A 25,485-nucleotide genomic window follows, 5' to 3' on the forward strand; every position below is an offset into this window, starting at 1 on the left:
AATGTTCACTATCGTGAACTTTCCGACGCAATCCGCCGACTTTCTACCATTTACAGATTAGCCGCGAAACTCACCGCGACCGTTGTACTTGGCTTTGCCGGCCAGTTGCTCTTCGATACGCAGCAATTGGTTGTACTTGGAAACGCGGTCGGAGCGGCACAGCGAGCCGGTCTTGATCTGGCCAGCCGAGGTGCCCACGGCCAGGTCGGCAATGGTCGAATCTTCGGTTTCGCCGGAGCGGTGCGAGATCACGGCGGTGTAGCCCGCGGCCTTGGCCATCTGGATGGCTTCCAGGGTCTCGGTCAGGGTGCCGATCTGGTTGAACTTGATCAGGATCGAGTTGGCGATCTTTTTGTCGATGCCTTCTTTCAGGATCTTGGTGTTGGTCACGAACAGGTCGTCGCCTACCAACTGGATTTTCTCGCCGATCTTGTCGGTGAGGATTTTCCAGCCGTCCCAGTCCGACTCGTCCAGGCCGTCTTCGATCGAGATGATCGGGTAGCGCTGGGTCAGGCCCTTGAGGTATTCAGCAAAACCTTCGGAGTTGAACACCTGGCCTTCGCCGGACAGGTTGTACTTGCCGTCTTCATAGAACTCGCTGGCCGCGCAGTCCAGGGCCAGGGTCACGTCAGTGCCGAGCTTGTAGCCAGCGTTGGCCACGGCTTCGGAGATCACTTTCAGTGCATCTTCGTTGGACGCCAGGTTCGGTGCGAAACCACCTTCGTCACCTACCGCAGTGCTCAGGCCACGGGCCTTCAGTACAGCCTTGAGGTGATGGAAAATCTCGGTGCCCATGCGCAGGCCTTCGGAGAAGGTCTTGGCGCCAACCGGCTGCACCATGAATTCCTGGATATCGACGTTGTTATCGGCGTGCTCGCCGCCGTTGATGATGTTCATCATCGGCACCGGCATCGAGTACACACCCGGGGTGCCGTTCAGGTTAGCGATGTGCGCGTACAGCGGCAGGTCCTGGTCCTGGGCAGCGGCCTTGGCAGCAGCCAGGGACACGGCGAGGATCGCGTTGGCGCCCAGGCTGCCTTTGTTTTCGGTGCCGTCGAGCTTGATCATCGCGTGGTCCAGGGCTTTCTGGTCCAGCGGGTCCTTGCCCAGCAACAGGTCACGGATCGGGCCGTTGATGTTGGCTACAGCCTTGAGGACACCCTTGCCCAGGTAACGGCTCTTGTCGCCATCACGCAGTTCCAGCGCTTCGCGCGAACCGGTGGAAGCACCGGACGGCGCGCAGGCGCTGCCGATGATGCCGTTATCGAGAAGCACGTCGGCTTCGACGGTGGGGTTGCCACGGGAGTCGAGAACTTCACGACCTTTGATGTCGACGATTTTTGCCATTGTTGTAAACACTCCAAAGTTGACGAAAACGACGCAGCTGAAGGGAATCTTATGACCGACCGCAAGGGTGGAACAACGGGGCAGGCTTGCAGGCGACAAGGCTCAGACCCGTGGGCCTGAGCATAAAGCGTGGGAAAGTCTACCGGAGAAACGACGCTTACGCGGTCTCTACCGTCGGAAAACTCTTGACCAGTTCGTCCAACTGCTTGAGCTGGGCCAGGAAAGGCTCCAGCTTGTCCAGGCGCAGGGCGCATGGGCCGTCGCATTTGGCGTTGTCCGGGTCCGGGTGGGCTTCCAGGAACAGGCCCGCCAGGGACTGGCTGAGGCCGGCCTTGGCCAGGTCCAGCACCTGGGCACGCCGCCCACCGGCTGAATCGGCGCGACCACCGGGCATTTGCAGCGCGTGGGTCACGTCGAAGAACACCGGGTATTCGAACTGTTTCATGATGCCGAAACCGAGCATGTCCACCACGAGGTTGTTGTAGCCGAAGCTCGAACCACGCTCGCAAAGGATCAACTGGTCGTTACCCGCTTCCACGCACTTGTTCAGGATGTGTTTCATTTCCTGGGGCGCGAGGAACTGGGCTTTCTTGATATTGATCACAGCGCCGGTCTTGGCCATGGCGACCACAAGGTCGGTCTGGCGCGACAGGAAGGCCGGCAACTGGATGATGTCGCACACCTCGGCGACCACGGCAGCCTGCTCAGGCTCGTGGACGTCGGTGATGATCGGTACGCCGAAGGCTTGCTTGATGTCCTGGAAGATCCGCATGCCTTCTTCAAGGCCTGGGCCGCGATAGGAGGTCACGGACGAACGGTTGGCCTTGTCGAAGCTGGCCTTGAACACGTAAGGGATACCGAGTTTCTGGGTAACCTTTACGTACTCTTCACAGACCTGCATCGCCATGTCACGGCTTTCCAGCACGTTCATGCCGCCGAACAGCACCATGGGCTTGTCGTTGGCAATCTCGATGTCGCCTACGCGAATGATCTTCTGGGCCATCAGGGTTACGCCTTCTTCTGATGTTGCGTCAGTGCTGCTTTGACGAAACCGCTGAACAACGGGTGGCCGTCGCGCGGCGTCGAGGTGAACTCAGGGTGGAACTGGCACGCCACGAACCATGGATGATCCGGCGCCTCGACCACTTCAACCAGCGCGCCATCACCGGAGCGACCGGAGATTTTCAGGCCAGCCTCTTTGATTTGCGGCAGCAGGTTGTTGTTCACTTCGTAACGGTGACGGTGACGCTCGACGATCACGTCCTTGCCGTAGCAATCGTGAACCAGCGAGCCCGGCTCCAGCAGGCAATCCTGCGCGCCAAGGCGCATGGTGCCGCCCAGGTCGGAGGCCTCGGTGCGGGTTTCAACGGCGCCGGTGGCGTCTTCCCACTCGGTGATCAAGCCCACGACCGGGTGGCCGCTTTTGCTGTCGAACTCGGTGGAGTTGGCGTCTTTCCAGCCCAGCACGTTACGGGCGAACTCGATAACGGCCACTTGCATGCCCAGGCAGATGCCCAGGTACGGCACCTTGTTTTCACGGGCGTACTGCACCGCCGTGATCTTGCCTTCCACGCCACGCAGGCCGAAACCGCCTGGTACGAGGATCGCATCGACACCTTCGAGCAGCGCGGTGCCCTGGTTCTCGATGTCTTCGGAATCGATGTAGCGCAGGTTGACCTTGGTACGGTTGCTGATACCGGCGTGGCTCATCGCTTCGATCAGCGACTTGTACGCGTCGAGCAGCTCCATGTACTTGCCGACCATGGCGATGGTGACTTCATGCTCAGGGTTGAGCTTGGCGTCGACCACGGCTTCCCACTCGGACAGGTCCGCGCCATTGCATTGCAGGCCGAAACGCTCGACCACAAAATCGTCCAGGCCTTGCGAGTGCAGGATGCCCGGGATCTTGTAGATGGTGTCGGCGTCTTCCAGCGCGATCACCGCACGTTCTTCAACGTTGGTGAACTGCGCGATCTTGCGACGCGAGGAAATGTCGATCGGGTGGTCCGAGCGGCACACCAGCACGTCTGGCTGCAGGCCGATGGAACGCAGTTCCTTGACCGAATGCTGGGTAGGCTTGGTTTTGGTTTCGCCAGCGGTGGCGATGTACGGCACCAATGTCAGGTGCATCAGCATCGCGCGCTTGGCGCCGACTTCGAAACGCAACTGGCGAATGGCCTCGAGGAACGGTTGGGATTCGATGTCACCCACGGTGCCACCGATCTCGACCATCGCCACGTCGGCATCGCCTGCACCCTTGATGATGCGGCGCTTGATTTCGTCGGTGATGTGCGGGATCACCTGGATGGTTGCACCCAGGTAGTCACCACGGCGCTCTTTGCGCAGCACGTGCTCGTAGACACGGCCAGTGGTGAAGTTGTTGTTCTGGGTCATGGTCGTGCGGATGAACCGCTCGTAGTGGCCCAGGTCCAGGTCGGTCTCGGCGCCGTCATGGGTGACAAACACTTCACCGTGCTGGAACGGGCTCATGGTGCCCGGGTCGACGTTGATGTACGGGTCCAGCTTGAGCATGGTGACTTTAAGCCCCCGCGCCTCCAGGATGGCCGCCAACGAAGCGGAGGCAATGCCTTTCCCCAATGAAGAAACAACACCGCCCGTGACGAATATGTAGCGCGTCATGAAAAACCCTAGAAGTCTGCGTTAAAGCGGTACGAGCCGCCGGGGAAAGCGAAGGAAGGCCGAAGCCCCCGATCACCTGCATTAATCACAGTGCACCTTTCAAAAAAACCGCCGCGTTGTGACAGACCAGCAATGAAACACCGGTACGTTGATCGCTACACATTTTTTGGAATCGCCCAGCAAAGACTGCTTGGTAATCGGCAACTGCTGCGATTCAGGCGAATCCACAGAAGTTGTATCAAGAAGGGAGCGTAGTCTACCGGAAAGGCTCTATCAGCTCAAACCTTGATCGCAGGTCTGTGGCATCCAATGTAGCTGCCAGCCTCCCGACGGCATCGGCCATAGCCCTGCAAGGCTTGGGACAGCCAGCAATTGCTCGCCCTGGTAGAGCAGCGGCAATCTGCCACGGATGAACCCCGGCAACCCACATTCATTCAGCAGGCGCTTCAAGTCGCGCCGACCTCGACCTGGCACTTCGATGATTTCACCGCCTTGTCGATAACGCACTACCAGCGGGCCTTCAGGGGCCTTGCCGATAAATCTCAACTGACCATTACCGGGTAACTCTAGTGGGTTTTGCGGATCGGACCAGCTCAGCGTTGCGTCGGAAAATTCCGCGCTGCTGGAGGGCAGCCACCAGATGCGCGCGCCGCAACGGTGTAACTCGCCATCGGCCAGGCGCCATGAAGGCTGTGCGTCGTTCCTGGCGTCACGCAGCGAATACCAGCTGGCCCAGTGGTCGGTGTCGGGCAGACGAGTCAGTGGCGCCAGCCAATGGCGCAGGGCATTGCGTTGGCGAGCGTCGGACAGTTCGCGCAATGGTGCGAGCGCCAGTGACGGCAACGGCAGCCAGGGAAACGCCGAAGGCTGGTCGGCTGCGTGCAGGTCCAACACTGCCAACTCGTCCAGCAAGCCCTGGGCTTCGCTCAGGTGTTCGGCGGTACGGGCCAAGCCCGGCACAGCTTGAGGCCAGCGCTCGGTCAGTGCAGGGAGTACCCGATGACGCAGGTAATTGCGCGAGAAGCGTGGATCGGCGTTGGAGGGGTCTTCGATCCACTTCAATTGGTGTTCACGGGCATAGGCTTCCAATTCAACGCGTGAGACGTCCAACAGCGGCCGCACCAGGTGCCCAGCCGCCAGTGGGCGATGCGCGGGCATCGCCGCCAACCCGCGCACCCCGGCGCCACGCAACAGGCGAAACAACAGGGTTTCAGCCTGATCGTCACGATGCTGGCCGGTCAGCAGCACCTCCCCTGCCCCAACCACCTCGGCAAACGCCTGATAACGCGCATCGCGGGCGGCGCGCTCAAGGCTGGAGCCCGGCTGCACCTGCACGCGCATGATCCGCAAGGGTACGCCCAGGCTGTCGCACACCACCTGGCAATGACTCGGCCAGGCATCGGCGACCGGTTGCAGGCCATGATGGACATGCACAGCACTGAGGGGCGGGAGCGTTGCGGTTTTTGCCAGGGCGGCCAGGAGGTGCAACAGGACGGTGGAATCAAGCCCACCCGAGAATGCGATATGCCAGGCCGGGGCGTTGCGCCAGGGGGCAAGGTTTTGCAGGAGTTTGGCGGCTAAAGGGGGCTTCATGAAAAAATACCGCCATCAATCTGGAATGCGATAAACCAGCATACACAAAGCAAATGTGGGAGGGGGCTTGCTCCCGATAGCGATGGGCCAGTCACCAGACAGGTTGACTGACACTCAGCAATCGGGGGCAAGCCCCCTCCCACATTGATACTGCTGCGACGTTAGAGGCCGTAGCTCATCAGACGCTCATAACGACGGGCCAGCAGCGCTTCGTTATCCAGCTTCTTGAGCATCGCCAGTTGCGAGGCCAACTCACCACGGATGGTCGCGGCAGCAGCGGCCGGGTCACGGTGGGCGCCGCCCAATGGCTCAGCGATCACTTTGTCGACGATACCCAGGCCTTTGAGGCGATCAGCCGTGATGCCCATGGCTTCAGCGGCGTCCGGGGCTTTTTCGGCGGTTTTCCACAGGATCGACGCACAACCTTCCGGCGAAATCACCGCGTAGGTCGAGTACTGCAGCATGTTCAGCTGATCGCAGACGCCGATGGCCAGTGCACCGCCAGAACCACCTTCACCGATAACGGTGGCGATGATCGGGGTTTTCAGGCGGGACATCACACGCAGGTTCCAGGCAATCGCTTCGCTCTGGTTACGCTCTTCGGCGTCGATGCCCGGGTAAGCACCCGGGGTGTCGATGAAGGTCAGGATCGGCATCTTGAAACGCTCGGCCATTTCCATCAGGCGGCACGCCTTGCGGTAGCCTTCAGGACGCGGCATGCCGAAGTTGCGGCGCACTTTCTCACGCACTTCACGGCCTTTCTGGTGACCGATCACCATCACCGGCTGGTCGTCCAGGCGAGCGATACCGCCCACGATGGCCGCGTCGTCGGAGAAGTGGCGGTCGCCGTGCAGCTCGTCGAACTCGGTGAAGATATGCTGAATGTAGTCCAGGGTGTACGGACGGCGCGGGTGGCGAGCCAGGCGCGCGATCTGCCAACTGGTCAGCTTGCCGAAGATGTCTTCGGTGAGCGTGCTGCTCTTGTCTTGCAGGCGAGCGATCTCATCGCCGATGTTCAGCGAATTGTCATTGCCGACCAGGCGCAATTCTTCAATCTTGGCTTGCAGGTCAGCGATCGGCTGTTCGAAATCAAGAAAATTCGGGTTCATAAGCGTCCGTCTTGGGTCGACGGCCAAGGAGCCCCTGGCCAGCCGGTTGTCTATTCGCGCCCTACATTAAGTGAGAGGCGCGGTTAGGTCGAGATTAAATGTTCAGTCGAGGTCAGACATATCTGACCGTCAACGGTATTGGAGGAAGACGTTGTCTCGCCCGAACTGGTCACGCAAAGCTTGAATCAAGCCATCTGCGGGATCAATTCGCCAGGTCTCGCCAAACTGCAACATGGCCTTGGCGTCGTTGCCGGTGTACTCCATGGTCACCGGGCACGCGCCACGGTGGCGCTTGAGCAGGTCACCCAACCAGCGTAGCTGATCGCCCTTGAGGGCCTCGGTCTTGACCTTGAGGCGCAGGCTTTCGGCCAGGTTGGTGCGCGCATCTTCCATGCTCATCACCCGCTTGATCCGCAGGCGCAGACCACCGGAGAAGTCATCATTGCTGACCTCCCCTTCCACAACCACCATGGCGTCGGTCTGCAACAGCGACTGCGCAGAATGGAACGCATCGGCAAACAGCGACGCTTCGATGCGGCCCGAACGGTCGTCGAGGGTGATGAAACCCATTTTGTCGCCCTTCTTATTTTTCATCACCCGCAGGGCGATGATCATGCCGGCGACGGTCTGGGTATCGCGCGCCGGTTTCAGGTCAATGATGCGCTGACGGGCGAAACGGCGGATCTCGCCTTCGTACTCGTCAATCGGGTGACCGGTGAGGTACAGGCCCAAAGTGTCTTTCTCACCTTTGAGGCGCTCCTTGAGGGTCAGCTCCTTGGCCTTGCGATGGTTGGCGTACACATCGGCGTCTTCTTCGACGAACAGCCCGCCAAACAGGTCGGCGTGGCCGCTGTCGTGGGTGCGGGCGGTCTGTTCGGCGGCCTTGATCGCTTCTTCCATGGCCGTCAGCAACACTGCGCGGTTACGGTCGATGTTCGCCTGGTAAGCCTTGGGCTCATCATGGAAATACGGGCCGAGACGATCCAGTGCGCCGCTGCGGATCAAGCCATCAAGGGTACGTTTGTTGATGCGTTTGAGGTCAACCCGCGCACAGAAGTCGAACAGGTCCTTGAACGGCCCATGCTGACGCGCTTCGGTGATGGCTTCCACCGGGCCTTCGCCCACCCCCTTGATTGCCCCCAGGCCATAGATAATGCGGCCTTCGTCATTCACCGTGAACTTGAACTCCGAGGCGTTCACGTCCGGCGCATCGAGGCGCAGTTTCATGGTGCGCACTTCCTCGATCAAGGTCACGACCTTGTCGGTGTTGTGCATATCCGCCGAGAGTACCGCCGCCATGAACGGCGCCGGGTAGTGGGCTTTCAGCCAGGCGGTCTGGTACGACACCAGGCCATAGGCGGCGGAGTGGGACTTGTTGAAGCCGTAACCGGCGAACTTCTCTACCAGGTCGAAGATGTTACCGGCGAGGTCCGCGTCAATATTGTTGGTGGCGCAACCTTCGATGAAACCGCCGCGCTGCTTGGCCATTTCCTCAGGTTTCTTTTTACCCATGGCCCGACGCAGCATGTCTGCGCCGCCGAGGGTGTAACCGGCCATGACCTGGGCGATCTGCATCACCTGTTCTTGATACAGGATGATGCCGTAGGTCGGCGCCAGTACCGGCTTGAGGCCCTCGTACTGGTAGTCCGAGTGCGGATACGCCAGCTCGGCGCGTCCGTGTTTGCGGTTGATGAAGTCATCCACCATGCCCGATTGCAGCGGGCCCGGACGGAACAGGGCCACCAGTGCGATCAAGTCTTCCAGGCAGTCGGGCTTGAGCTTCTTGATCAGCTCCTTCATGCCGCGCGACTCAAGCTGGAACACCGCCGTGGTCTCGGCCTTTTGCAGCAGGGCGTAGGTCGGCTTGTCGTCCAGCGGGATAAACGCGATATCCAGCGGCGCTTCGTCAACCTTCGCGCGTTCGCGGTTGATGGTCTTGAGCGCCCAATCGATGATCGTCAGGGTCCGCAGGCCGAGGAAGTCGAACTTCACCAGACCGGCGGCCTCCACGTCGTCCTTGTCGAACTGGGTGACCAGGCCGTCGCCCGCTTCATCGCAATAGATCGGCGAAAAGTCGGTCAGCTTGGTCGGCGCGATCACCACACCACCGGCGTGTTTACCGACGTTACGCACCACGCCTTCAAGCTTGCGCGCCATGTCCCAGATTTCGGCGGCCTCTTCATCGACCTTGATGAAGTCGCGCAGGATCTCTTCCTGCTCGTAGGCTTTTTCCAGGGTCATGCCGACTTCGAACGGGATCATCTTCGACAGACGATCCGCCAGGCCGTAGGACTTGCCCTGCACGCGCGCCACGTCGCGGATAACCGCTTTGGCGGCCATGGAACCGAAGGTAATGATCTGGCTTACCGCGTTGCGGCCGTATTTCTCGGCCACGTACTCGATCACGCGGTCGCGACCGTCCATGCAGAAGTCGACGTCGAAGTCGGGCATGGAAACCCGTTCCGGGTTCAGGAACCGTTCGAACAGCAGGTCATATTCCAGCGGGTCGAGGTCGGTGATCTTCTGCACATAGGCCACCAGCGAGCCGGCACCCGAGCCCCGGCCCGGGCCTACCGGCACGCCGTTGCTTTTGGCCCACTGGATAAAGTCCATTACGATCAGGAAGTAACCGGGGAACCCCATCTGGATGATGATATCCAGCTCGAAATTCAGCCGATCAACATAGACCTGGCGCTTGGCTTCGTAATCTTCGGTAGTGTCCTTGGGCAGCAGAACGGTAAGACGTTCTTCCAGGCCGTCGAACGAGACTTTGCGGAAATACTCATCGATGGTCATGCCATCGGGGATCGGGAAGTTGGGCAGAAAGTGCTTGCCCAGCTTCACTTCGATATTGCAGCGCTTGGCGATCTCGACAGAGTTTTCCAGCGCTTCAGGCAAGTCGCTGAACAGCTCGGCCATCTCGTCGGCACTTTTGAGGTACTGCTCTTCGCTGTAGTTCTTGGAGCGGCGCGGGTCATCCAGGGCCCGGCCTTCGCCGATGCACACGCGGGTTTCGTGAGCCTCGAAATCTTCCTTCTTGATAAAGCGCACATCGTTGGTCGCCACCAGCGGCGCGCCCAGCTTGTCGGCCAGGGCCACGGCGGCATGCAGGTGCTCTTCATCATTGGGGCGGTTGGTGCGCTGCACTTCCAGGTAGAAGCGGCCTGGGAAGACCTGCATCCATTCGCGCGCCAGTACCTCGGCCTCCTGCGGGTTGCCGCCGAGCAGTGCAATACCGACCTCGCCCTCTTTGGCGGCCGACAGCATGATCAGGCCTTCGCTGGCTTGGGCGACCCACTCGCGCTCGATGATGATCGAGCCGTTGCGCTGGCCGTCGATGAAACCACGGGAAATCAGTTCGGTCAGGTTGCGATAACCCACGCCGTTCATCGCCAACAGGCTGATGCGGCTCAGGGGGTTATCCGGGTCTTTGTTCGACAGCCACAGGTCGGCACCGCAGATTGGCTTGATACCGGCGCCCATGGCGTTCTTGTAGAACTTGACCAGGGAACACATGTTGTTCTGATCGGTCACCGCGACTGCGGGCATGTTCATGCCCACCAGGGTTTTGACCAGCGGTTTGATCCGTACCAGGCCGTCGACCAGGGAATATTCAGTGTGCAGGCGCAGGTGAACAAATGAAGCCGGCATAGTGATCCTGTCTTGATACATGGAAACAACAAGGCCCGGGATTGTACCGGGCCTTGGCAAAAACATCAGCCTCGCGACTACACCTCGCTGAGGCTCTCGCGCAGCTCGTAGGCCTGACGTACAGGGGCGAACGAGCGGCGATGGATCGGCGTGGGGCCAAGGCGCGCCAGAGCTTCCAGATGAACGGGCGTCGGGTAGCCTTTGTGCCCGCCGATGCCATAGCCGGGATAGATCAGTTCGAACGCCGCCATTTCACGGTCGCGGCTGACCTTGGCCAGGATCGACGCCGCAGCGATGGCGGGCACCTTGCTATCACCCTTGACCACTGCCTCCGCCGGCATCGCCAGTTTCGGGCAGCGGTTACCGTCAATCATCGCCAGCTTGGGCGTGATATGCAGGCCTTCAACCGCGCGCTGCATGGCCAGCATGGTGGCGTGGAGGATGTTCAACTCGTCGATTTCTTCGACTTCGGCCCGGGCGATATGCCAGCTCAGGGCTTTTTCACAGATCTCGTCGAAGAGCTTTTCGCGGCGCGCTTCGGTGAGTTTCTTCGAGTCGTTGAGGCCGAGGATCGGACGGTTCGGATCGAGGATCACCGCCGCCGTCACCACCGCGCCACACAACGGGCCGCGCCCTACTTCGTCAACCCCGGCCACCAGCTCGTGGGTCTGGGCAACCAGGCTGAAATCCAGGCCCATTTGCGTGCTCATAACGCTTCCTGTTTGTGACCGATCAAACTCAATACGGCGTCGGCCGCCTGGTTCGAGGCATCGCGACGCAGGGTACGATGAATCTCGTCAAAACCACGGGTCTGCTCTTCGCCGCCGTCGATCAAGGGTAGTAGGGTTTGCGCAAGGGCCTCGGGCGTTGCATCGTCCTGCAACAACTCCGGCACCAGCAGGCGTTGGGCCAGCAAGTTGGGCAAGGAAATATATGGGCTTTTGACCATGCGCTTGAGAATCCAGAACGTCAGCGGCGCCAGGCAATAGGCCACAACCATCGGGCGCTTGTACAGCAAGGCCTCAAGGGTGGCAGTGCCCGACGCGATCAACACCGCATCACAGGCCGCCAGGGCCAGGTGCGACTGACCATCGAGCAGGCTCAATGGCAGGTTGCGCCCTTCGAGCAAGGTTTCGATCTGCGCGCGACGCTGCGGGCTGGCGCAGGGCAACACGAAGCGAACGCCCGGCTTCAAGGCCAGGAGGCGCTCGGCAGCATCGAAAAACACACTGCCCAGGCGGCCGACTTCGCCGCCACGGCTGCCCGGCATCAACGCGACGAGCGGGCCGTCGGGCAGGCCCAGTTCGGCACGCGCGGCCGCGCGGTCGGCCTGCAGGGGAATGGTGTCGGCCAGGGTATGCCCGACAAACCGCACCGGCACACCCTTCTCTTCGTAGAACCTGGCCTCGAACGGCAGCAGGGTCAACATCAGGTCGCAGCCTTCACGGATTTTCAGCACGCGCTTTTGCCGCCACGCCCACACGGACGGGCTGACGTAGTGCACGGTTTTGATCCCGGCCTGACGCAACTTGAGTTCGATGTTGAGGGTAAAATCCGGCGCGTCGATTCCGATAAAGACGTCAGGCTTTTCTTCGATCAGAGTCTGAATCAGCAACTTGCGGCGAGCCAACAGCTCACGCAGTCGACCCAGCACCTCGACCAGCCCCATGACCGACAAGCGCTCCATGGGGAAGTACGACGTGAGGCCTTCAGCTTGCATCAGGGGGCCGCCCACGCCGATGAACTCTACCGCGGGATGCCGGGCCTTGAGGGCCCGCATCAGGCCTGCGCCGAGAATATCGCCGGAAGCCTCCCCGGCCACCAGCGCGATACGCAGATTAGCCATGATCAGCGCGTAATGCCGCGAGTCGACGCCTGGATCGAGTCACGGAACACCGCGACTTCCGGGAACAACGCTGCCGGCTCGTCCAGCTGGGTCAATGCCTGGCTCACCGTCAGCCCTTGGCGGTACACCACCTTGTAGGCGCGACGCAGGGCCTGAATCGCCTCTTCACTGAAACCACGACGGCGCATGCCTTCGAGGTTCATGCTGCGTGCTTGCGCAGGGTTACCGAACACCGTGACGAACGCCGGCACATCCTTGCCGATGGCGGTGCCCATGCCGGAAAAGCTGTGGGCGCCGATATGGCAGTACTGATGCACCAGGGTGAACCCGGACAGAATGGCCCAGTCATCGACGTGCACATGGCCGGCCAACGCGGTGTTGTTGACCAGGATGCAGTGGTTGCCGATCACGCTGTCGTGGCCGATATGCGCGTAGGCCATGACCAGGTTGTGATCACCCAGGGTGGTTTCGGCGCGATCCTGCACGGTGCCACGGTGAATGGTCACGCCTTCACGGATGATGTTGTGATCACCGATTACCAGGCGTGTTTCTTCACCCTTGTACTTCATGTCCGGGGTGTCTTCGCCTACCGAGGAGAACTGGTAGATACGATTGTGTTTGCCAATGCGGGTCGGACCTTTGAGGATCACGTGTGGCCCGATGACAGTCCCCTCGCCGATTTCCACACCTGCGCCGATGATCGACCAAGGGCCAACCTCAACGTCGGCGGCCAGTACGGCCGACGGATCGATGATTGCGCGAGGGTCAATCAAACTCATAGTTTGCGTTCCGCGCAGATGATTTCAGCGGAGCACACCGGCTTGCCATCCACCGAGGCCTGGCATTCGAACTTCCAGATCTGGCGCTTGCAACTGATGAACTTGGCTTCCAGGATCAGTTGGTCACCCGGGGTGACGGGGTTGCGGAAACGCAACTTGTCGGAACCCACGAAATAGTAAAGCGTGCCATCGGCAGGCTTGAGGTCGAGCATTTTGAAACCAAGGATACCGGCAGCCTGGGCCATCGCTTCGATGATCAACACGCCCGGCATGATTGGATGCGCGGGAAAGTGACCGTTGAAGAACGGTTCGTTGATGCTGACATTCTTGTAGGCACGAATGCGCTTTTCCTCAACATTGAGGTCCACTACACGGTCCACCAGCAGGAACGGGTAACGGTGAGGCAGGTATTCGCGAATCTCGTTGATGTCCATCATTTCGGGGGGAAGCCTGTAATAAAGATTGGGGGCGGGCGGACTAAAAGCCCGCCCCGCTAGCAAATCAAGGAGGCAGTCTAGCGGCTGTGCACACTTGATATGGAAATGGTATCAGCCTTCTGATGAAGCATTACCGCCAGGGGTCACGTCTCCAACACGCTTTTCCAGCTGTTTGAGGCGTCGAGCCATGTCGTCAAGCTGCCTCAACCGTGCTGCACTCTTGCGCCACTCAGCTGCGGGCTGCATGGCGGTACCGGACGAATAGGCACCCGGCTCGGTAATCGAGTGGGTCACCATGGTCATGCCGGTGATGAAAACGTTGTCGCAAATTTCGATATGCCCCACCAGCCCAACGCCACCGGCGAGCATGCAATGCTTGCCGATCTTGGTGCTGCCGGAGATCCCCACGCAGGCCGCCATGGCGGTGTGATCGCCAATCTGTACGTTGTGGGCGATCTGGATCTGGTTATCGAGCTTCACGCCGTTACCAATCACGGTATCGGCCAAGGCCCCGCGATCGACTGCCGTGTTGACACCGATTTCCACGTCGTCGCCGATCAATACGCCGCCGACCTGGGCAATCTTGTTCCAGATGCCTTTCGCGTTGGCAAAGCCGAAGCCTTCGCCCCCGATCACGGCGCCGGACTGAATAACCACCCGCTCACCGATACGCACATCGTGGTACAGGGTCACTCGGGGGGCCAGCCAGCCATTGGCACCGATTTCGCAACGTGCGCCGATAAAGCAATGCGCACCGACCGTTACGCCGGCTGCAATGCGCGCACCGCTCTCGATCACCGCAAAGGCACCGATGCTGGCCGCAGGGTCAACCTGGGCATCCTCAGCGATGACCGCTGACGGATGAATACCAGCAGTTGCCTTGGGTTTCGGATCGAACAGGTGCGACACCCGCGCGTACGCCAGGTACGGATCGGCCACCACCAGCGCATCCCCGGCAAACCCTTCGGCGTCAGCCGCTTTCAGCAATACGGCTGCAGCCTGGCTGTCGACGAGGTATTTACGGTATTGGGGGTTTGCGAGGAAGCTCAACTGAGCTGGGCCAGCCTCTTGCAAAGTGGCTAGCCCAGTAATTTCCTTCTCCGGGGAGCCACGCAAGGTGGCCCCCAGGAACTCGGCCAACTCGCCGAGCTTGATAGTCGCGGTCATGGCTTACTTCAGCTGGTTCATGCGCTCGATCACCTGACGGGTGATGTCGTATTGAGGCTTGACGTCGATTACCGCGCCACGCTCGAACACCAAGTCAAAGGCACCTTTCTTGATGACTTCTTCCACAGCGCTGTCGAGTTTCGGTTTGAGCTGTTTCAGCATTTCGCGGTCGGCAACGGCCTTGGCTTCGTTCAGCTCCTTGGACTGGAACTGGTAGTCACGGGCCTTTTGCTTGAATTCAAGCTCCAGACGCTCACGCTCGCCTTGCTGCATCTTGTCACCACCGGCTACCAGACGATCCTGGATGCCCTTGGCGCTGCTTTCCAGCGTTTTGAGCTTGGTCAGTTGCGGACCAAATTTTTTCTCGGCATCGACGGCGTACTTCTTGGCCGCGTCGGATTCCAGCAACGCCATCTGATAGTTCAGAACGGCAATTTTCATTTCGGCGAAGGCCGGGGTGGCTACCAGCACAGTGGCCAGCAGAACCAATTGAGTCAACTTACGCACGATGTACTCCTACAGAATCCGTTGTCGTTATCTTGGGTCAGACGCTTAGAACGTCTGGCCGAGGGAGAATTGGAAAATCTGGGTTTCAGCGTTATCCGGTTTCTTGATCGGCATGGCCAGAGCAAAGCTCAATGGGCCAAGCGCAGTCACCCAGGTCACACCCACACCCACGGAGCTTGCCAGGTTGCTCAGGCTCACGTCGTTGCACTGGGTGTTGGACTTCAAGCCGCTCGGGTTGGTGATCTGATCGCACTTGGAATCAAACACGTTACCCACGTCCCAGAATACCGACGTACGCAGCGAACGCTGGTCCTTGACGAATGGCAGCGGGAACAGAATCTCCGCACCACCCTGGATCAACACGTTACCACCGAATGGCAGCGGGTCGTTGTCGGAGTCCGCAACGGTACCTACGTTACCCGTTTGACGAACACCACGGCTCGGCGTACCACGCGGGCCCAGGGTGCTGTCTTTGAAACCACGTACGGAGTTGAAGCCACCCGCATAGTAGTTCTCATAGAACGGCAGACCGTCGGTGGAACCATAACCATCGCCATAGCCCAGTTCAGTGTGCAGGCGCATGGTGTAGTTGTCGCTCAACGGCGTGAACAACTGGCCGCGATAATCGAGTTTGAAGAACGACAGGTCGCTGCCTGGCGTGGTGGTTTCCAGGGTCAGGCTCTGAGAGTGACCACGGGTTGCCAGTACACCTTTGTTCAGGGTCGACTCAGACCAGCCGGCAGACGCTTTGAAGTTCAGGAACTTGTCACCTTCACGGCGGGTAAAGTCGAAGATCTCGTCCACGGTGTACACACCGGTCTTGATCTCATCCTGCTGTGCGGTCAGGCCGAACGTCAGACGCGATGTCTCGCTGATCGGGTAACCGATGTTGACACCGGCGCCGAGGCTGTCGATCGCATAGCTTGCAACGTCAACGTCGAGGTCTTTGTAGTCGGTGGTGCGGTAGAAGGCGTTGTAGCCCAGGCTCACACCGTCTGCAGTCCAGTAGGGGTCGGTATAACCGAAGTTATATCGGCTCTGGTATTCGCTTCGGGTCAGGCCGATGGAGACACGGTTACCGGTACCGAGGAAGTTGTTCTGGGTGATCGAACCACCGAGGATCAGACCGGCGCTCTGCGCGAAACCGACGCTGGCGGTGATGGAACCCGATGCTTGCTCCTCCACGGCGTAGTTCACGTCAACCTGGTCATCCACACCCGGTACGGCCGGGGTTTCGACGTTCACTTCCTTGAAGAAGCCCAGGCGCTCAAGACGGGTCTTGGACTGGTCGATCAGGTAAGTCGACGCCCAGCCACCTTCCATCTGACGCATTTCACGACGCAGCACTTCGTCCGCAGACTTGGTGTTGCCACGGAAGTTGATGCGGTTCACATAGGCACGCTTGCCCGGGTCGACGACGAACGTGATGTCCACGGTGTGGTCATCATCGTGCGGGGTCGGTACGCCGTTGACGTTGGCGAAGGTGTAGCCCTCGTTACCCAGACGGCGGGTGATCAGCTCGGACGTGGTGGTCATCAGCTTGCGCGAGAACACTTGGTCTTTCTGCACCAGCAGCAGCGCTTTGACCTGGTCTTCAGGCACTTTCAAGTCGCCGCTCAGCTTGACGTCGCGAACCTTGTACTTCTCGCCTTCGTTGACGTTGACCGTGATGTAGACGTGCTTCTTGTCCGGAGTGATGGACACCTGGGTCGAAGCGATATCCATGTTGATATAGCCACGGTCCAGGTAGTAGGAACGCAGGCGCTCCAGGTCACCGGAGAGTTTTTCACGGGCGTACTTGTCATCGTTCTTGAAGAACGACAGCCAGTTGGTGGTCTTGAGTTCGAACAGGTCGATCAGGTCTTCATCAGCGAACTTGGTATTGCCCACCACGTTGATGTGCTGAATCGCCGCAACGGTACCTTCGTTGATGTTGACCTTGAGGCCGACACGGTTACGAGGTTGCGGGACCACTTCGGTTTCCACGGTCGCGGAGTAGCGGCCCTGGGCAACGTATTGGCGTTGCAGTTCGTTACGCACACCTTCAAGGGTGGCGCGCTGGAAGATCTCGCCTTCGGCCAGGCCGGATTGCTTCAAGCCTTTCATCAAGTCTTCAGTCGAGATCGCCTTGTTACCTTCGATCTCGATACTGGCGACGGACGGTCGCTCGACGACAGTGATGACCAGGACGTTGCCTTCGCGACCCAGTTGGATGTCTTGAAAGAAACCGGTTTTGAACAGCGCACGAGTGGATTCCACCAGGCGACGGTCATCAGCCTGTTCCCCAACGTTCAACGGCAAGGCACCAAAGACGCTACCCGCGGAAACCCGCTGGAGGCCGTTGACGCGAATATCGGAGATGGTGAAGGACTCGGCGTGAACTTCGGCGATCATCAATACGGTGAGAACCGCAGTTAGCAGCAGACGTTTCATGAAGTCCTTTCTTATTCCAACTGGCAATAAACAAACTGCCGCAAAATGCGGCAGATTCGCAATTCAGCGAAGCGTTACAGTCGACCCAGATCGTTGACAAGGGCTAACAACATCACCCCGACCACCAAACTGATACCGATCTGTATCCCCCAACCCTGCACCCGATCCGACAAGGGGCGACCACGCACCCACTCGACCAGATAAAACAACAGATGCCCCCCATCCAATACGGGGATGGGCAGCAAATTCAGAACACCCAGGCTAATACTCAGATAAGCCAGGAAATTCAGGAAATCCGCGACACCCGACTGGGCAGAAGCGCCCGCCACTTTAGCAATGGTTATCGGTCCACTCAAGTTTTTTACCGAGAGCTCGCCGAACAACATTTTCTTGAGCGATTCGAGGGTCAGCACGCTCATGGTCCAAGTACGTTTTGCACCCTCGCCAATCGCTGCCAACGGCCCGAAGCTGACCTCGCGCACCATCGAAGGTGGCCACTCGGGACTCTTGACGCCGGCACCCAGGTAACCCCCGGCCGCCTTGGCTTCCCCACGAACGGACAGGGTCACCGGGACGTCGATTTGAGCACCCTCGCGCTCAACTTTCAGCACAATTTTGGTATCAGGACGTACACGTACCAGGTCGACCACTTGCTGCCAGTCAACCAACGCCTGACCATCGAGAGCCAGCAGACGGTCGCCGGTTTTCAGACCTGCGGCCTGCGCCGGCCCTTTCGGGTCCAGCTCGGCAAGTACCGGTGGCAGCGAAGGACGCCACGGACGAATGCCCAGGGATTTAATCGGGTCAGGCTCGTCAGCGCCCTTCAACCAATGGTCGAGGGCCAACTCACGCGGGGTTTCGGCGCTGGAGTCCTGCTCACGCACGACTACATTGACGGTACCGCTCTCGCCTAGGCGACGAACCAACTGCAAGTTGACCGCGCCCCAGCCGGTGGTGGGCTCGCCATCAATAGAAACAATTTCCTGCCCAGCAACCAGACCGGCCTTGGCCGCGATACTGTCGGCTTCGACCGCGCCGATAACCGGGCGCACCTGCTGGCTGCCCAACATGGCCAGGACCCAGAAAAACACCATCGCCAGCAGGAAGTTGGCGATCGGGCCGGCGGCAACGATCGCGATACGCTGACGAACGGTCTTGCGGTTGAACGACTGGTCCAACTGATCAGCCGGGACCTCGCCTTCGCGTTCGTCGAGCATCTTGACGTAGCCACCCAGCGGGATGGCCGCGATCACGAACTCGGTGCCGCGGCGGTCGTGCCAGCGCAACAGCGGCATGCCGAAACCGACGGAAAAGCGCAGTACCTTGACGCCGCAACGACGCGCGACCCAGAAGTGGCCGAATTCGTGGAAGGTAACCAGTACACCCAGAGCAACCAGGGTGCCGACAATCATGTAAAGCGCACTCATCTAATTTCTCCGCATTCCAATCCAGTGCCTCAAGGCTCAAACACGCCCACAGACTAACGCGCGTTGCGGCTCAGCCATTGCTCGGCCAGGGCCCGGGCTTTCGTATCAGCCTCGAATACCGCCCCCAGATCATTTACCGCCACCACAGGCTCAAGCGCCAGAACGTCCTCGATGATACTCGCGATCTGCGGAAAGCGGATGCGCTGTTCGAGAAACGCCGCCACAGCCACTTCATTGGCCGCATTGAGCATCGCCGGCGCACTATTACCCGCCTCCGCCGCTTGCCGTGCCAGACGCAGGCAGGGAAAACGCTGCTCGTCCGGCGCCTCGAAGTCCAGCCGCGCGATAGCGAACAGGTCCAGTGGCGCCACACCCGAATCAATACGCTCCGGCCAAGCCAGGGCATTGGCGATGGGCGTACGCATATCGGGGTTACCCAACTGCGCCAATACCGAGCCGTCCACGTAGTCGACCAGGGAATGGATCACACTTTGCGGATGAATCACGACCTCAACCTGATCCGGCCGGGCATCGAACAGCCAGCACGCCTCGATCAACTCCAGGCCTTTGTTCATCATGCTTGCCGAATCGACGGAAATCTTGCGCCCCATGGACCAGTTGGGGTGCGCGCAGGCTTGGTCAGGCGACACATGCTCCAACTCAGCCAGCGGAGTTTGCCGGAACGGGCCGCCGGATGCCGTCAGAAGAATCCGGCGTACACCCACCTGGCTCAGCCCACGGGCGAAATCACCGGGCATGCACTGGAAGATCGCATTGTGCTCGCTGTCGAGAGGCAGCAGTACCGCGCCACTTTTGCGCACGGCCTGCATAAAGAGTGCGCCGGACATCACCAGCGCTTCTTTATTGGCCAGCAGGATCTTCTTGCCAGCGTCGACGGCGGCCAAGGTCGGGCGCAGGCCGGCAGCGCCGACAATGGCAGCAACCACGGTGTCCACCTCGGCATCGGCCGACACCTGGCACAAGCCCTCCTCCCCTACCAGCACTTGAGTGGCCAGCCCGGCAGCCCGCAGGTCTTGCTGCAGGCCCCGCGCGGCGTCAGCCTCTGGCACTACGGCAAAACGCGGCGTGTGGCGAACACACAAGGCCAGCAACTCGCTCAAGCGGGTAAAACCGGTCAAGGCAAACACCTGATAGCGGTCCGGATGACGGGCGATTACATCCAGGGTGCTCAACCCTACCGAGCCGGTTGCCCCCAGCACGGTCACTTGTTGCAGGCGGCTCACGAAGCGGTCATCCAGAGCAGGACGGCGAAAATCGGGATTGCCGCCGTCAGACTGTCAATGCGGTCCAGCACGCCGCCATGCCCCGGCAGCAGGTTACTGCTGTCCTTGATCCCGGCCTGGCGCTTGAACATGCTTTCGGTGAGGTCACCCACCACCGAGATGAAGACGACGACTGCCGTGGCCAACAGCGCCAGGAAGATCTCCTTCACCGACCAGTGACGCACCATACCCACCACCAACGTGATCAGCAGCGTCAACGCGAGGCCGCCGTATACGCCTTCCCAACTCTTGCCTGGGCTGACCGCCGGGGCCAGCTTGCGCTTGCCGAACGCGCGGCCGGAGAAGTAGGCACCGATATCGGCGCCCCAGACCAGCACCATCACCGCCAGGATCAGCCAGTTACCCATCGGGTAACGCTTGATATCCACCAGCCCTTGCCAGGCCGGCAGCAGGATCAACAAACCAATCACCAGCTTGCAGGCCACACTGGACCAATGCGCGCTGGTTTTCGGGTACGTCAGCACCAGGAATGTCGCCAGCGCCCACCACAATACCGCCGCGCCCAACACCCAGGGCGCAACGTCCGGCAGGATGTACATCAGGAACAGCAGCAGCGCCACGACAGCGGCATACGCCACACGCGGCAATTGAGCATTGAAGCCCGCCAAGCGTGCCCATTCCCAGGCGCCCAGGCTCACGACCAAGCCAATAAACAGCGCAAAGCCGGAACCCTCGAGCAGGAAAAACCCACCCAAGGCGATCGGCAACAGGATCAGTGCTGTGATGATTCGTTGTTTAAGCATTAAACCCGGGCTCCAGCTTCGATCTGCTCGCTCGTTTTACCGAAGCGACGCTGACGGGAAGCGAAATCGGCCAGCGCAGTGCGCATGGCATCGTGTTTGAAGTCCGGCCAGAACAGGTCGGAGAAGTACAACTCGGTATAGGCCAACTGCCACAGCAGGAAGTTGCTGATGCGGTGCTCGCCACCGGTACGGATGCACAAGTCCGGCAACGGCAGGTCGCCAGTAACCAGGCAGGTTTGCAACAGTTCGGGCGTGATGTCGTCCGGGCGCAGATGGCCGGCCTGCACTTCGCGGGCAAGCCGCTGTGCAGCCTGGGCAATATCCCACTGGCCGCCGTAATTGGCTGCAATCTGCAACACAAAACGATCGCTGCCCGCGGTGATGGCCTCGGCCTCGCGCATGGCCGCTTGCAGCTCCGGATGGAACCGCGAGCGATCACCGATGATACGCAGGCTGATATTGTTGTCATTGAGGCGCTTGGCCTCACGACGCAGGGCCTTGAAGAACAGGTCCATCAAGGCACTGACCTCTTCGGCCGGGCGCTGCCAGTTCTCACTGGAGAAGGCAAACAGGGTCAGCACCTCAACCTTGGCTTCGGCGCACACCTCAATCACCGCCCGTACCGCATCGACACCCGCCTTATGCCCGGCAACACCCGGCATAAAGCGTTTCTTCGCCCAGCGATTATTCCCATCCATGATGATCGCGACATGGCGCGGCACCACAGAGGGCACAGTCTGCTTGGTCTTTTCCATGAAGGCGTCCTGACCCCTTATACGGCCATCAGGTCCTTTTCTTTTTCTTCGGTAGCCTTGGTGATCTGGGCCTCGGCATCTTTGGTCAGCTTATCGATATCAGCGACGGCACGACGCTCTTCGTCTTCGCTGATTTCCTTGTCCTTGACCAGTTTCTTGAGGTCACCCAAGGCATCACGACGGATGTTACGCACGGCAACGCGCGCATCTTCAGCCGCGCTGCGCGCCTGCTTGGTGAAGCCCTTGCGGGTTTCTTCAGTCAGGGCCGGCATGGAGATCAGCAGCAGCTCACCCAGGTTGGTGGGGTTGAGGTTCAGGCCGGCGCTCTGGATGGCTTTGTCGACGGCGGCGAGCATGTTGCGCTCGAAGGCCACGACTTGCAGGGTGCGCGAGTCTTTCACGGTGACGTTGGCCACGCCGCTCAGCGGGGTGTCGGCGCCGTAGTAAGGCACCATCACGCTACCCAGGATGCTCGGGTGCGCTTTACCGGTACGAATCTGGCCGAATGCGTGGCTCAGAGACTCCAGGGATTTTTGCATACGCGCTTGGGCGTCTTTCTTGATTTCGTTGATCATTGTTGGCCTTCCTCGATCAGAGTCCCTTCTGCGCCGCCGTGTACGATATTCAGCAGGGCGCCGGGCTTGTTCATGTTAAATACGCGCAGCGGCATCTTGTGGTCGCGGCACAGGCAAATAGCCGTCAGGTCCATCACACCCAGCTTGCGATCCAGCACTTCATCGTAGGTCAGATGATCGAACTTCTCGGCATGCGGGTCTTTGAATGGGTCTGCGGTGTACACGCCATCCACCTTGGTGGCTTTGAGCACCACGTCGGCATCGATTTCAATGGCACGCAGGCATGCCGCCGAATCGGTGGTGAAGAACGGGTTACCCGTGCCGGCAGCGAAGATCACCACCTCTTTGGAGTTCAGGTGGCGCATGGCTTTGCGGCGATCATAGTGATCGGTCACGCCAACCATGGAAATAGCCGACATCACGATAGCCGAGATATTGGCACGCTCCAGGGCGTCGCGCATGGCCAGGGCGTTCATCACAGTGGCCAGCATGCCCATGTGGTCGCCGGTGACCCGATCCATGCCAGCTGCACTGAGTGCCGCGCCGCGGAACAGGTTGCCGCCGCCAATCACCAGGCCGACCTGTACGCCGATACCGACCAGCTGGCCGACTTCCAGCGCCATGCGATCAAGCACCTTGGGATCGATCCCGAACTCTTCCGAGCCCATCAGGGCCTCGCCGCTAAGCTTGAGTAGAATGCGTTTATAGCGAGCCTGATAACCACTGCCCTGCTGAGCCATTGCGAATCTCTCCTGCGGCGTATTTTTTAAAAATTCTTGGCGAGCCGTTTACGGCTTGCGTTCACTCTAGCTGGACGCTGTCACAGCGCCATCGGAACACGGCTTTGTAAGCCAGTTCCGAGGGGAAGCCAAATAAAATCGACCTTCCCATTTGAAAAGAGGCTGCGCGCGTGAGCGGGCAGCCTCTTTTGGGCGACAGTTGAAAACCGTCTTATTGCTTGGCGGCAGCCAGCTGGGCAGCAACTTCTTCAGCGAAGTTGTCGACCGGCTTCTCGATGCCTTCGCCTACTTTGAAGTAAGTGAAGGAAACGATTTCAGCACCGGCTTTCTTGGCCAGTTCGCCAACCTTGATTTCAGGGTTCTTGACGAACGCCTGCTCAACCAGGCTTGCTTCAGCCAGGAACTTGCTGATACGGCCTTTGACCATGTTCTCAACAATGTTTTCTGGCTTGCCTTTGATTTTTTCTTCGTTCAGCTGCAGGAACACAGCTTTTTCACGCTCGATCGCTTCGGCAGAAACTTCCGAAGGCAGCAGGAACTCAGGGTTGCTTGCCGCAACGTGCATAGCGATGTCTTTGGCCAGCTCAACATCGCCGCCTTTCAGAACAACTGCTACACCGATCTTGTTGCCGTGCAGGTAGCCGCCAACCACATCACCTTCAACGCGAGCCAGGCGACGGATGTTGACGTTTTCGCCAACCTTGCCGACCAGTACCAGGCGATCAGCTTCTTGAGCTTCGATCAGCGGAGCGACGTCAGTCAGCTTGTCGTCGAATGCTTTCTTGACGCTGGCAGCCACGAACGCTTTGAAGTCGTCCTGCAGAGCCAGGAAGTCGGTCTGGGAGTTCACTTCCAGCAGAACAGCGGCTTTGCCGTCTTCAACCAGAGCGATAGCGCCTTCAGCAGCGACGTTGCCTGCTTTCTTGGCAGCCTTGATGGCGCCCGAAGCACGCATGTCATCAATGGCTTTTTCGATGTCGCCGCCGGCCTTGGTCAAGGCCTTTTTGCAATCCATCATGCCTTCGCCGGTACGCTCACGCAGTTCTTTAACCAACGCTGCAGTAATCTCTGCCATTTCAAAATCCTCTTGGATAGGTTTTCAACCATTCCACCCGATCAAACGGGCGATCAATTCTTCCCGAATCTCCGTTGTAGGCCGCTGCACGTTACAGTCGCTAGGTTGCGCTGACACAAGGGCGCCCACAAATGGTTTTCGAGGTGGCAAAAAGGGGGCCAAGCCCCCTTTTTGCTTACTGAGTCAACGCCAGGGCGTCAATTACTCAGCGGCTGCTACCGGAGCTTCTTCAACGAACTGCTCGGTACCGCCAGCAACGTGGTTACGACCACGGATTACAGCGTCAGCCATCGAACCCATGTACAGCTGGATAGCGCGGATTGCGTCATCGTTGCCTGGGATGATGTAGTCAACGCCTTCCGGGCTGCTGTTGGTATCGACTACGCCGATAACAGGGATGCCCAGCTTGTTGGCTTCGGTGATCGCGATGCGCTCGTGATCAACGTCGATAACGAACAGTGCGTCAGGCAGACCGCCCATGTCCTTGATACCACCCAGGGAACGATCGAGCTTTTCCAGGTCACGGGAGCGCATCAGCGCTTCTTTCTTGGTCAGCTTGGCGAAAGTACCGTCTTCGGCTTGCACTTCAAGGTCACGCAGACGCTTGATGGAAGCACGGATGGTTTTGAAGTTGGTCAGCATGCCGCCCAACCAGCGGTGATCGACGTACGGCGAACCGCAACGTGCTGCTTCTTCAGCAACGATCTTGCCAGCGGAACGCTTGGTGCCGACGAACAGAATCTTGTTTTTGCCCTGGGCCAGGCGCTCTACGAAGGTCAGTGCTTCGTTGAACATTGGCAGGGTTTTTTCAAGGTTGATAATGTGGATCTTGTTACGCGCGCCGAAAATGTATTTACCCATTTTCGGGTTCCAGTAACGGGTCTGGTGACCGAAGTGCACACCGGCCTTCAGCATATCGCGCATGTTGACTTGGGACATGATAGTTCCTTAATAAGTCGGGTTTGGCCTCCACGTATCCCAATGACCAACCAGCGGCATTCGCCTCCGGCACCCAGGTCATCGTGTCGACACGTGTGTGGATTTAAGCTTTGCGGGGTATCCCCGGAAAGCGGCGCATTTTATACCACAGGAAGGAGAAAAACGAAACACGCAATCGTGGTTGGTGTGTTGTGGGGGTGGGTAAGGTCTTGAAAAGAGCTGAGAAGTACGGGTTTTGGGGGTGTGGGGTTGGGGTGCTGGGTGTATATCCGTTGTTGTGGTTAAGGCGGGTATTGGTTCCGCTCTTACAGCGGGTCACTTTTGAAAAGAGCCCAAAAGTAACCAAAAGGCTCTTGCCCCACCACTCGGCACCTCGCCTCCGGCTCGGTGTGCCCGCCCGCAGCCTTGAATCCGTGGG

21 protein-coding genes are annotated in these 25,485 nt (G+C 59.5%); all 21 read right to left on the minus strand.

The annotated features are described in order from the left end of the window. Positions 1–57: 57 nt before the first annotated feature. Positions 58–1,347, minus strand: coding sequence for a phosphopyruvate hydratase (gene eno / locus GIW02_RS16225; protein WP_024073841.1), 1,290 nt, complete (start codon positions 1,345–1,347; stop codon positions 58–60). Positions 1,348–1,504: 157 nt separating this feature from the next. Next, positions 1,505–2,350, minus strand: a complete 846-nt coding sequence (gene kdsA, locus GIW02_RS16230; RefSeq protein ID WP_003172292.1) for a 3-deoxy-8-phosphooctulonate synthase — start codon at positions 2,348–2,350, stop codon at positions 1,505–1,507. Between the two features lie 5 nt (positions 2,351–2,355). After that, complete coding sequence (locus tag GIW02_RS16235) at positions 2,356–3,987, minus strand: CTP synthase (protein ID WP_010212443.1); 1,632 nt, start codon at positions 3,985–3,987, stop codon at positions 2,356–2,358. A gap of 273 nt (positions 3,988–4,260) precedes the next feature. Continuing rightward, entirely contained in the window at positions 4,261–5,580 is a 1,320-nt protein-coding gene (gene tilS / locus GIW02_RS16240; protein ID WP_236416436.1) for a tRNA lysidine(34) synthetase TilS, read from the minus strand. A 161-nt stretch (positions 5,581–5,741) separates the two neighbouring features. Then, positions 5,742–6,689, minus strand: coding sequence for an acetyl-CoA carboxylase carboxyltransferase subunit alpha (locus GIW02_RS16245; RefSeq protein ID WP_012722607.1), 948 nt, complete (start codon positions 6,687–6,689; stop codon positions 5,742–5,744). Positions 6,690–6,818: 129 nt separating this feature from the next. Further along, positions 6,819–10,340: a DNA polymerase III subunit alpha gene (gene dnaE / locus GIW02_RS16250; RefSeq protein ID WP_236416439.1), complete on the minus strand. Its 3,522-nt coding sequence runs from the start codon at positions 10,338–10,340 to the stop codon at positions 6,819–6,821. Positions 10,341–10,417: 77 nt separating this feature from the next. Further along, on the minus strand, positions 10,418–11,050 hold the full coding sequence (gene rnhB / locus GIW02_RS16255; RefSeq protein ID WP_236416442.1) for a ribonuclease HII: 633 nt from the start codon (positions 11,048–11,050) through the stop codon (positions 10,418–10,420). Further along, positions 11,047–12,186, minus strand: coding sequence for a lipid-A-disaccharide synthase (gene lpxB / locus GIW02_RS16260; protein ID WP_236416446.1), 1,140 nt, complete (start codon positions 12,184–12,186; stop codon positions 11,047–11,049). The genes rnhB and lpxB overlap by 4 nt, the downstream gene beginning before the upstream one ends. Positions 12,187–12,188: 2 nt before the next feature. Beyond that, on the minus strand, positions 12,189–12,965 hold the full coding sequence (gene lpxA, locus GIW02_RS16265; protein WP_236416448.1) for an acyl-ACP--UDP-N-acetylglucosamine O-acyltransferase: 777 nt from the start codon (positions 12,963–12,965) through the stop codon (positions 12,189–12,191). Further along, positions 12,962–13,402, minus strand: a complete 441-nt coding sequence (fabZ, locus tag GIW02_RS16270; protein WP_003172281.1) for a 3-hydroxyacyl-ACP dehydratase FabZ — start codon at positions 13,400–13,402, stop codon at positions 12,962–12,964. Before fabZ ends, lpxA begins: the two co-directional genes overlap by 4 nt. Positions 13,403–13,513: 111 nt before the next feature. Further along, entirely contained in the window at positions 13,514–14,569 is a 1,056-nt protein-coding gene (gene lpxD, locus GIW02_RS16275; RefSeq protein ID WP_236416450.1) for a UDP-3-O-(3-hydroxymyristoyl)glucosamine N-acyltransferase, read from the minus strand. Between the two features lie 3 nt (positions 14,570–14,572). Beyond that, on the minus strand, positions 14,573–15,076 hold the full coding sequence (locus GIW02_RS16280; RefSeq protein WP_003219314.1) for an OmpH family outer membrane protein: 504 nt from the start codon (positions 15,074–15,076) through the stop codon (positions 14,573–14,575). Between the two features lie 45 nt (positions 15,077–15,121). Then, positions 15,122–17,509 carry an outer membrane protein assembly factor BamA gene (gene bamA, locus GIW02_RS16285; RefSeq protein ID WP_236416453.1) on the minus strand — a complete coding sequence of 796 codons (2,388 nt, stop codon included), beginning with the start codon at positions 17,507–17,509 and terminating at the stop codon, positions 15,122–15,124. Positions 17,510–17,583: 74 nt separating this feature from the next. Further along, complete coding sequence (rseP, locus tag GIW02_RS16290) at positions 17,584–18,936, minus strand: sigma E protease regulator RseP (protein WP_236421944.1); 1,353 nt, start codon at positions 18,934–18,936, stop codon at positions 17,584–17,586. Positions 18,937–18,989: 53 nt separating this feature from the next. After that, positions 18,990–20,180 (minus strand): 1-deoxy-D-xylulose-5-phosphate reductoisomerase, encoded by a 1,191-nt coding sequence (gene ispC, locus GIW02_RS16295; protein WP_236418973.1) that lies wholly within the window; start codon positions 20,178–20,180, stop codon positions 18,990–18,992. Further along, the gene (locus tag GIW02_RS16300) at positions 20,177–20,983 is read right to left on the minus strand and encodes a phosphatidate cytidylyltransferase (RefSeq protein ID WP_236418972.1); all 807 of its coding nucleotides are present in this window, start codon (positions 20,981–20,983) and stop codon (positions 20,177–20,179) included. The genes ispC and GIW02_RS16300 overlap by 4 nt, the downstream gene beginning before the upstream one ends. Beyond that, the gene (gene uppS / locus GIW02_RS16305; RefSeq protein ID WP_101267255.1) at positions 20,983–21,738 is read right to left on the minus strand and encodes a polyprenyl diphosphate synthase; all 756 of its coding nucleotides are present in this window, start codon (positions 21,736–21,738) and stop codon (positions 20,983–20,985) included. Before uppS ends, GIW02_RS16300 begins: the two co-directional genes overlap by 1 nt. 17 nt (positions 21,739–21,755) lie before the next feature. Continuing rightward, complete coding sequence (gene frr / locus GIW02_RS16310; protein WP_016974404.1) at positions 21,756–22,313, minus strand: ribosome recycling factor; 558 nt, start codon at positions 22,311–22,313, stop codon at positions 21,756–21,758. After that, a complete protein-coding gene (gene pyrH, locus GIW02_RS16315; RefSeq protein WP_003189161.1) occupies positions 22,310–23,053 on the minus strand; it encodes a UMP kinase in 744 nt (247 codons plus the stop codon). Before pyrH ends, frr begins: the two co-directional genes overlap by 4 nt. A gap of 211 nt (positions 23,054–23,264) precedes the next feature. Then, positions 23,265–24,128, minus strand: a complete 864-nt coding sequence (gene tsf, locus GIW02_RS16320; RefSeq protein WP_236418971.1) for a translation elongation factor Ts — start codon at positions 24,126–24,128, stop codon at positions 23,265–23,267. A gap of 201 nt (positions 24,129–24,329) precedes the next feature. Beyond that, a complete protein-coding gene (gene rpsB, locus GIW02_RS16325; protein WP_003189158.1) occupies positions 24,330–25,067 on the minus strand; it encodes a 30S ribosomal protein S2 in 738 nt (245 codons plus the stop codon). Positions 25,068–25,485: the final 418 nt, after the last annotated feature.

This window comes from Pseudomonas syringae (assembly GCF_021606685.1).
GTDB lineage: Bacteria > Pseudomonadota > Gammaproteobacteria > Pseudomonadales > Pseudomonadaceae > Aquipseudomonas > Aquipseudomonas syringae_R.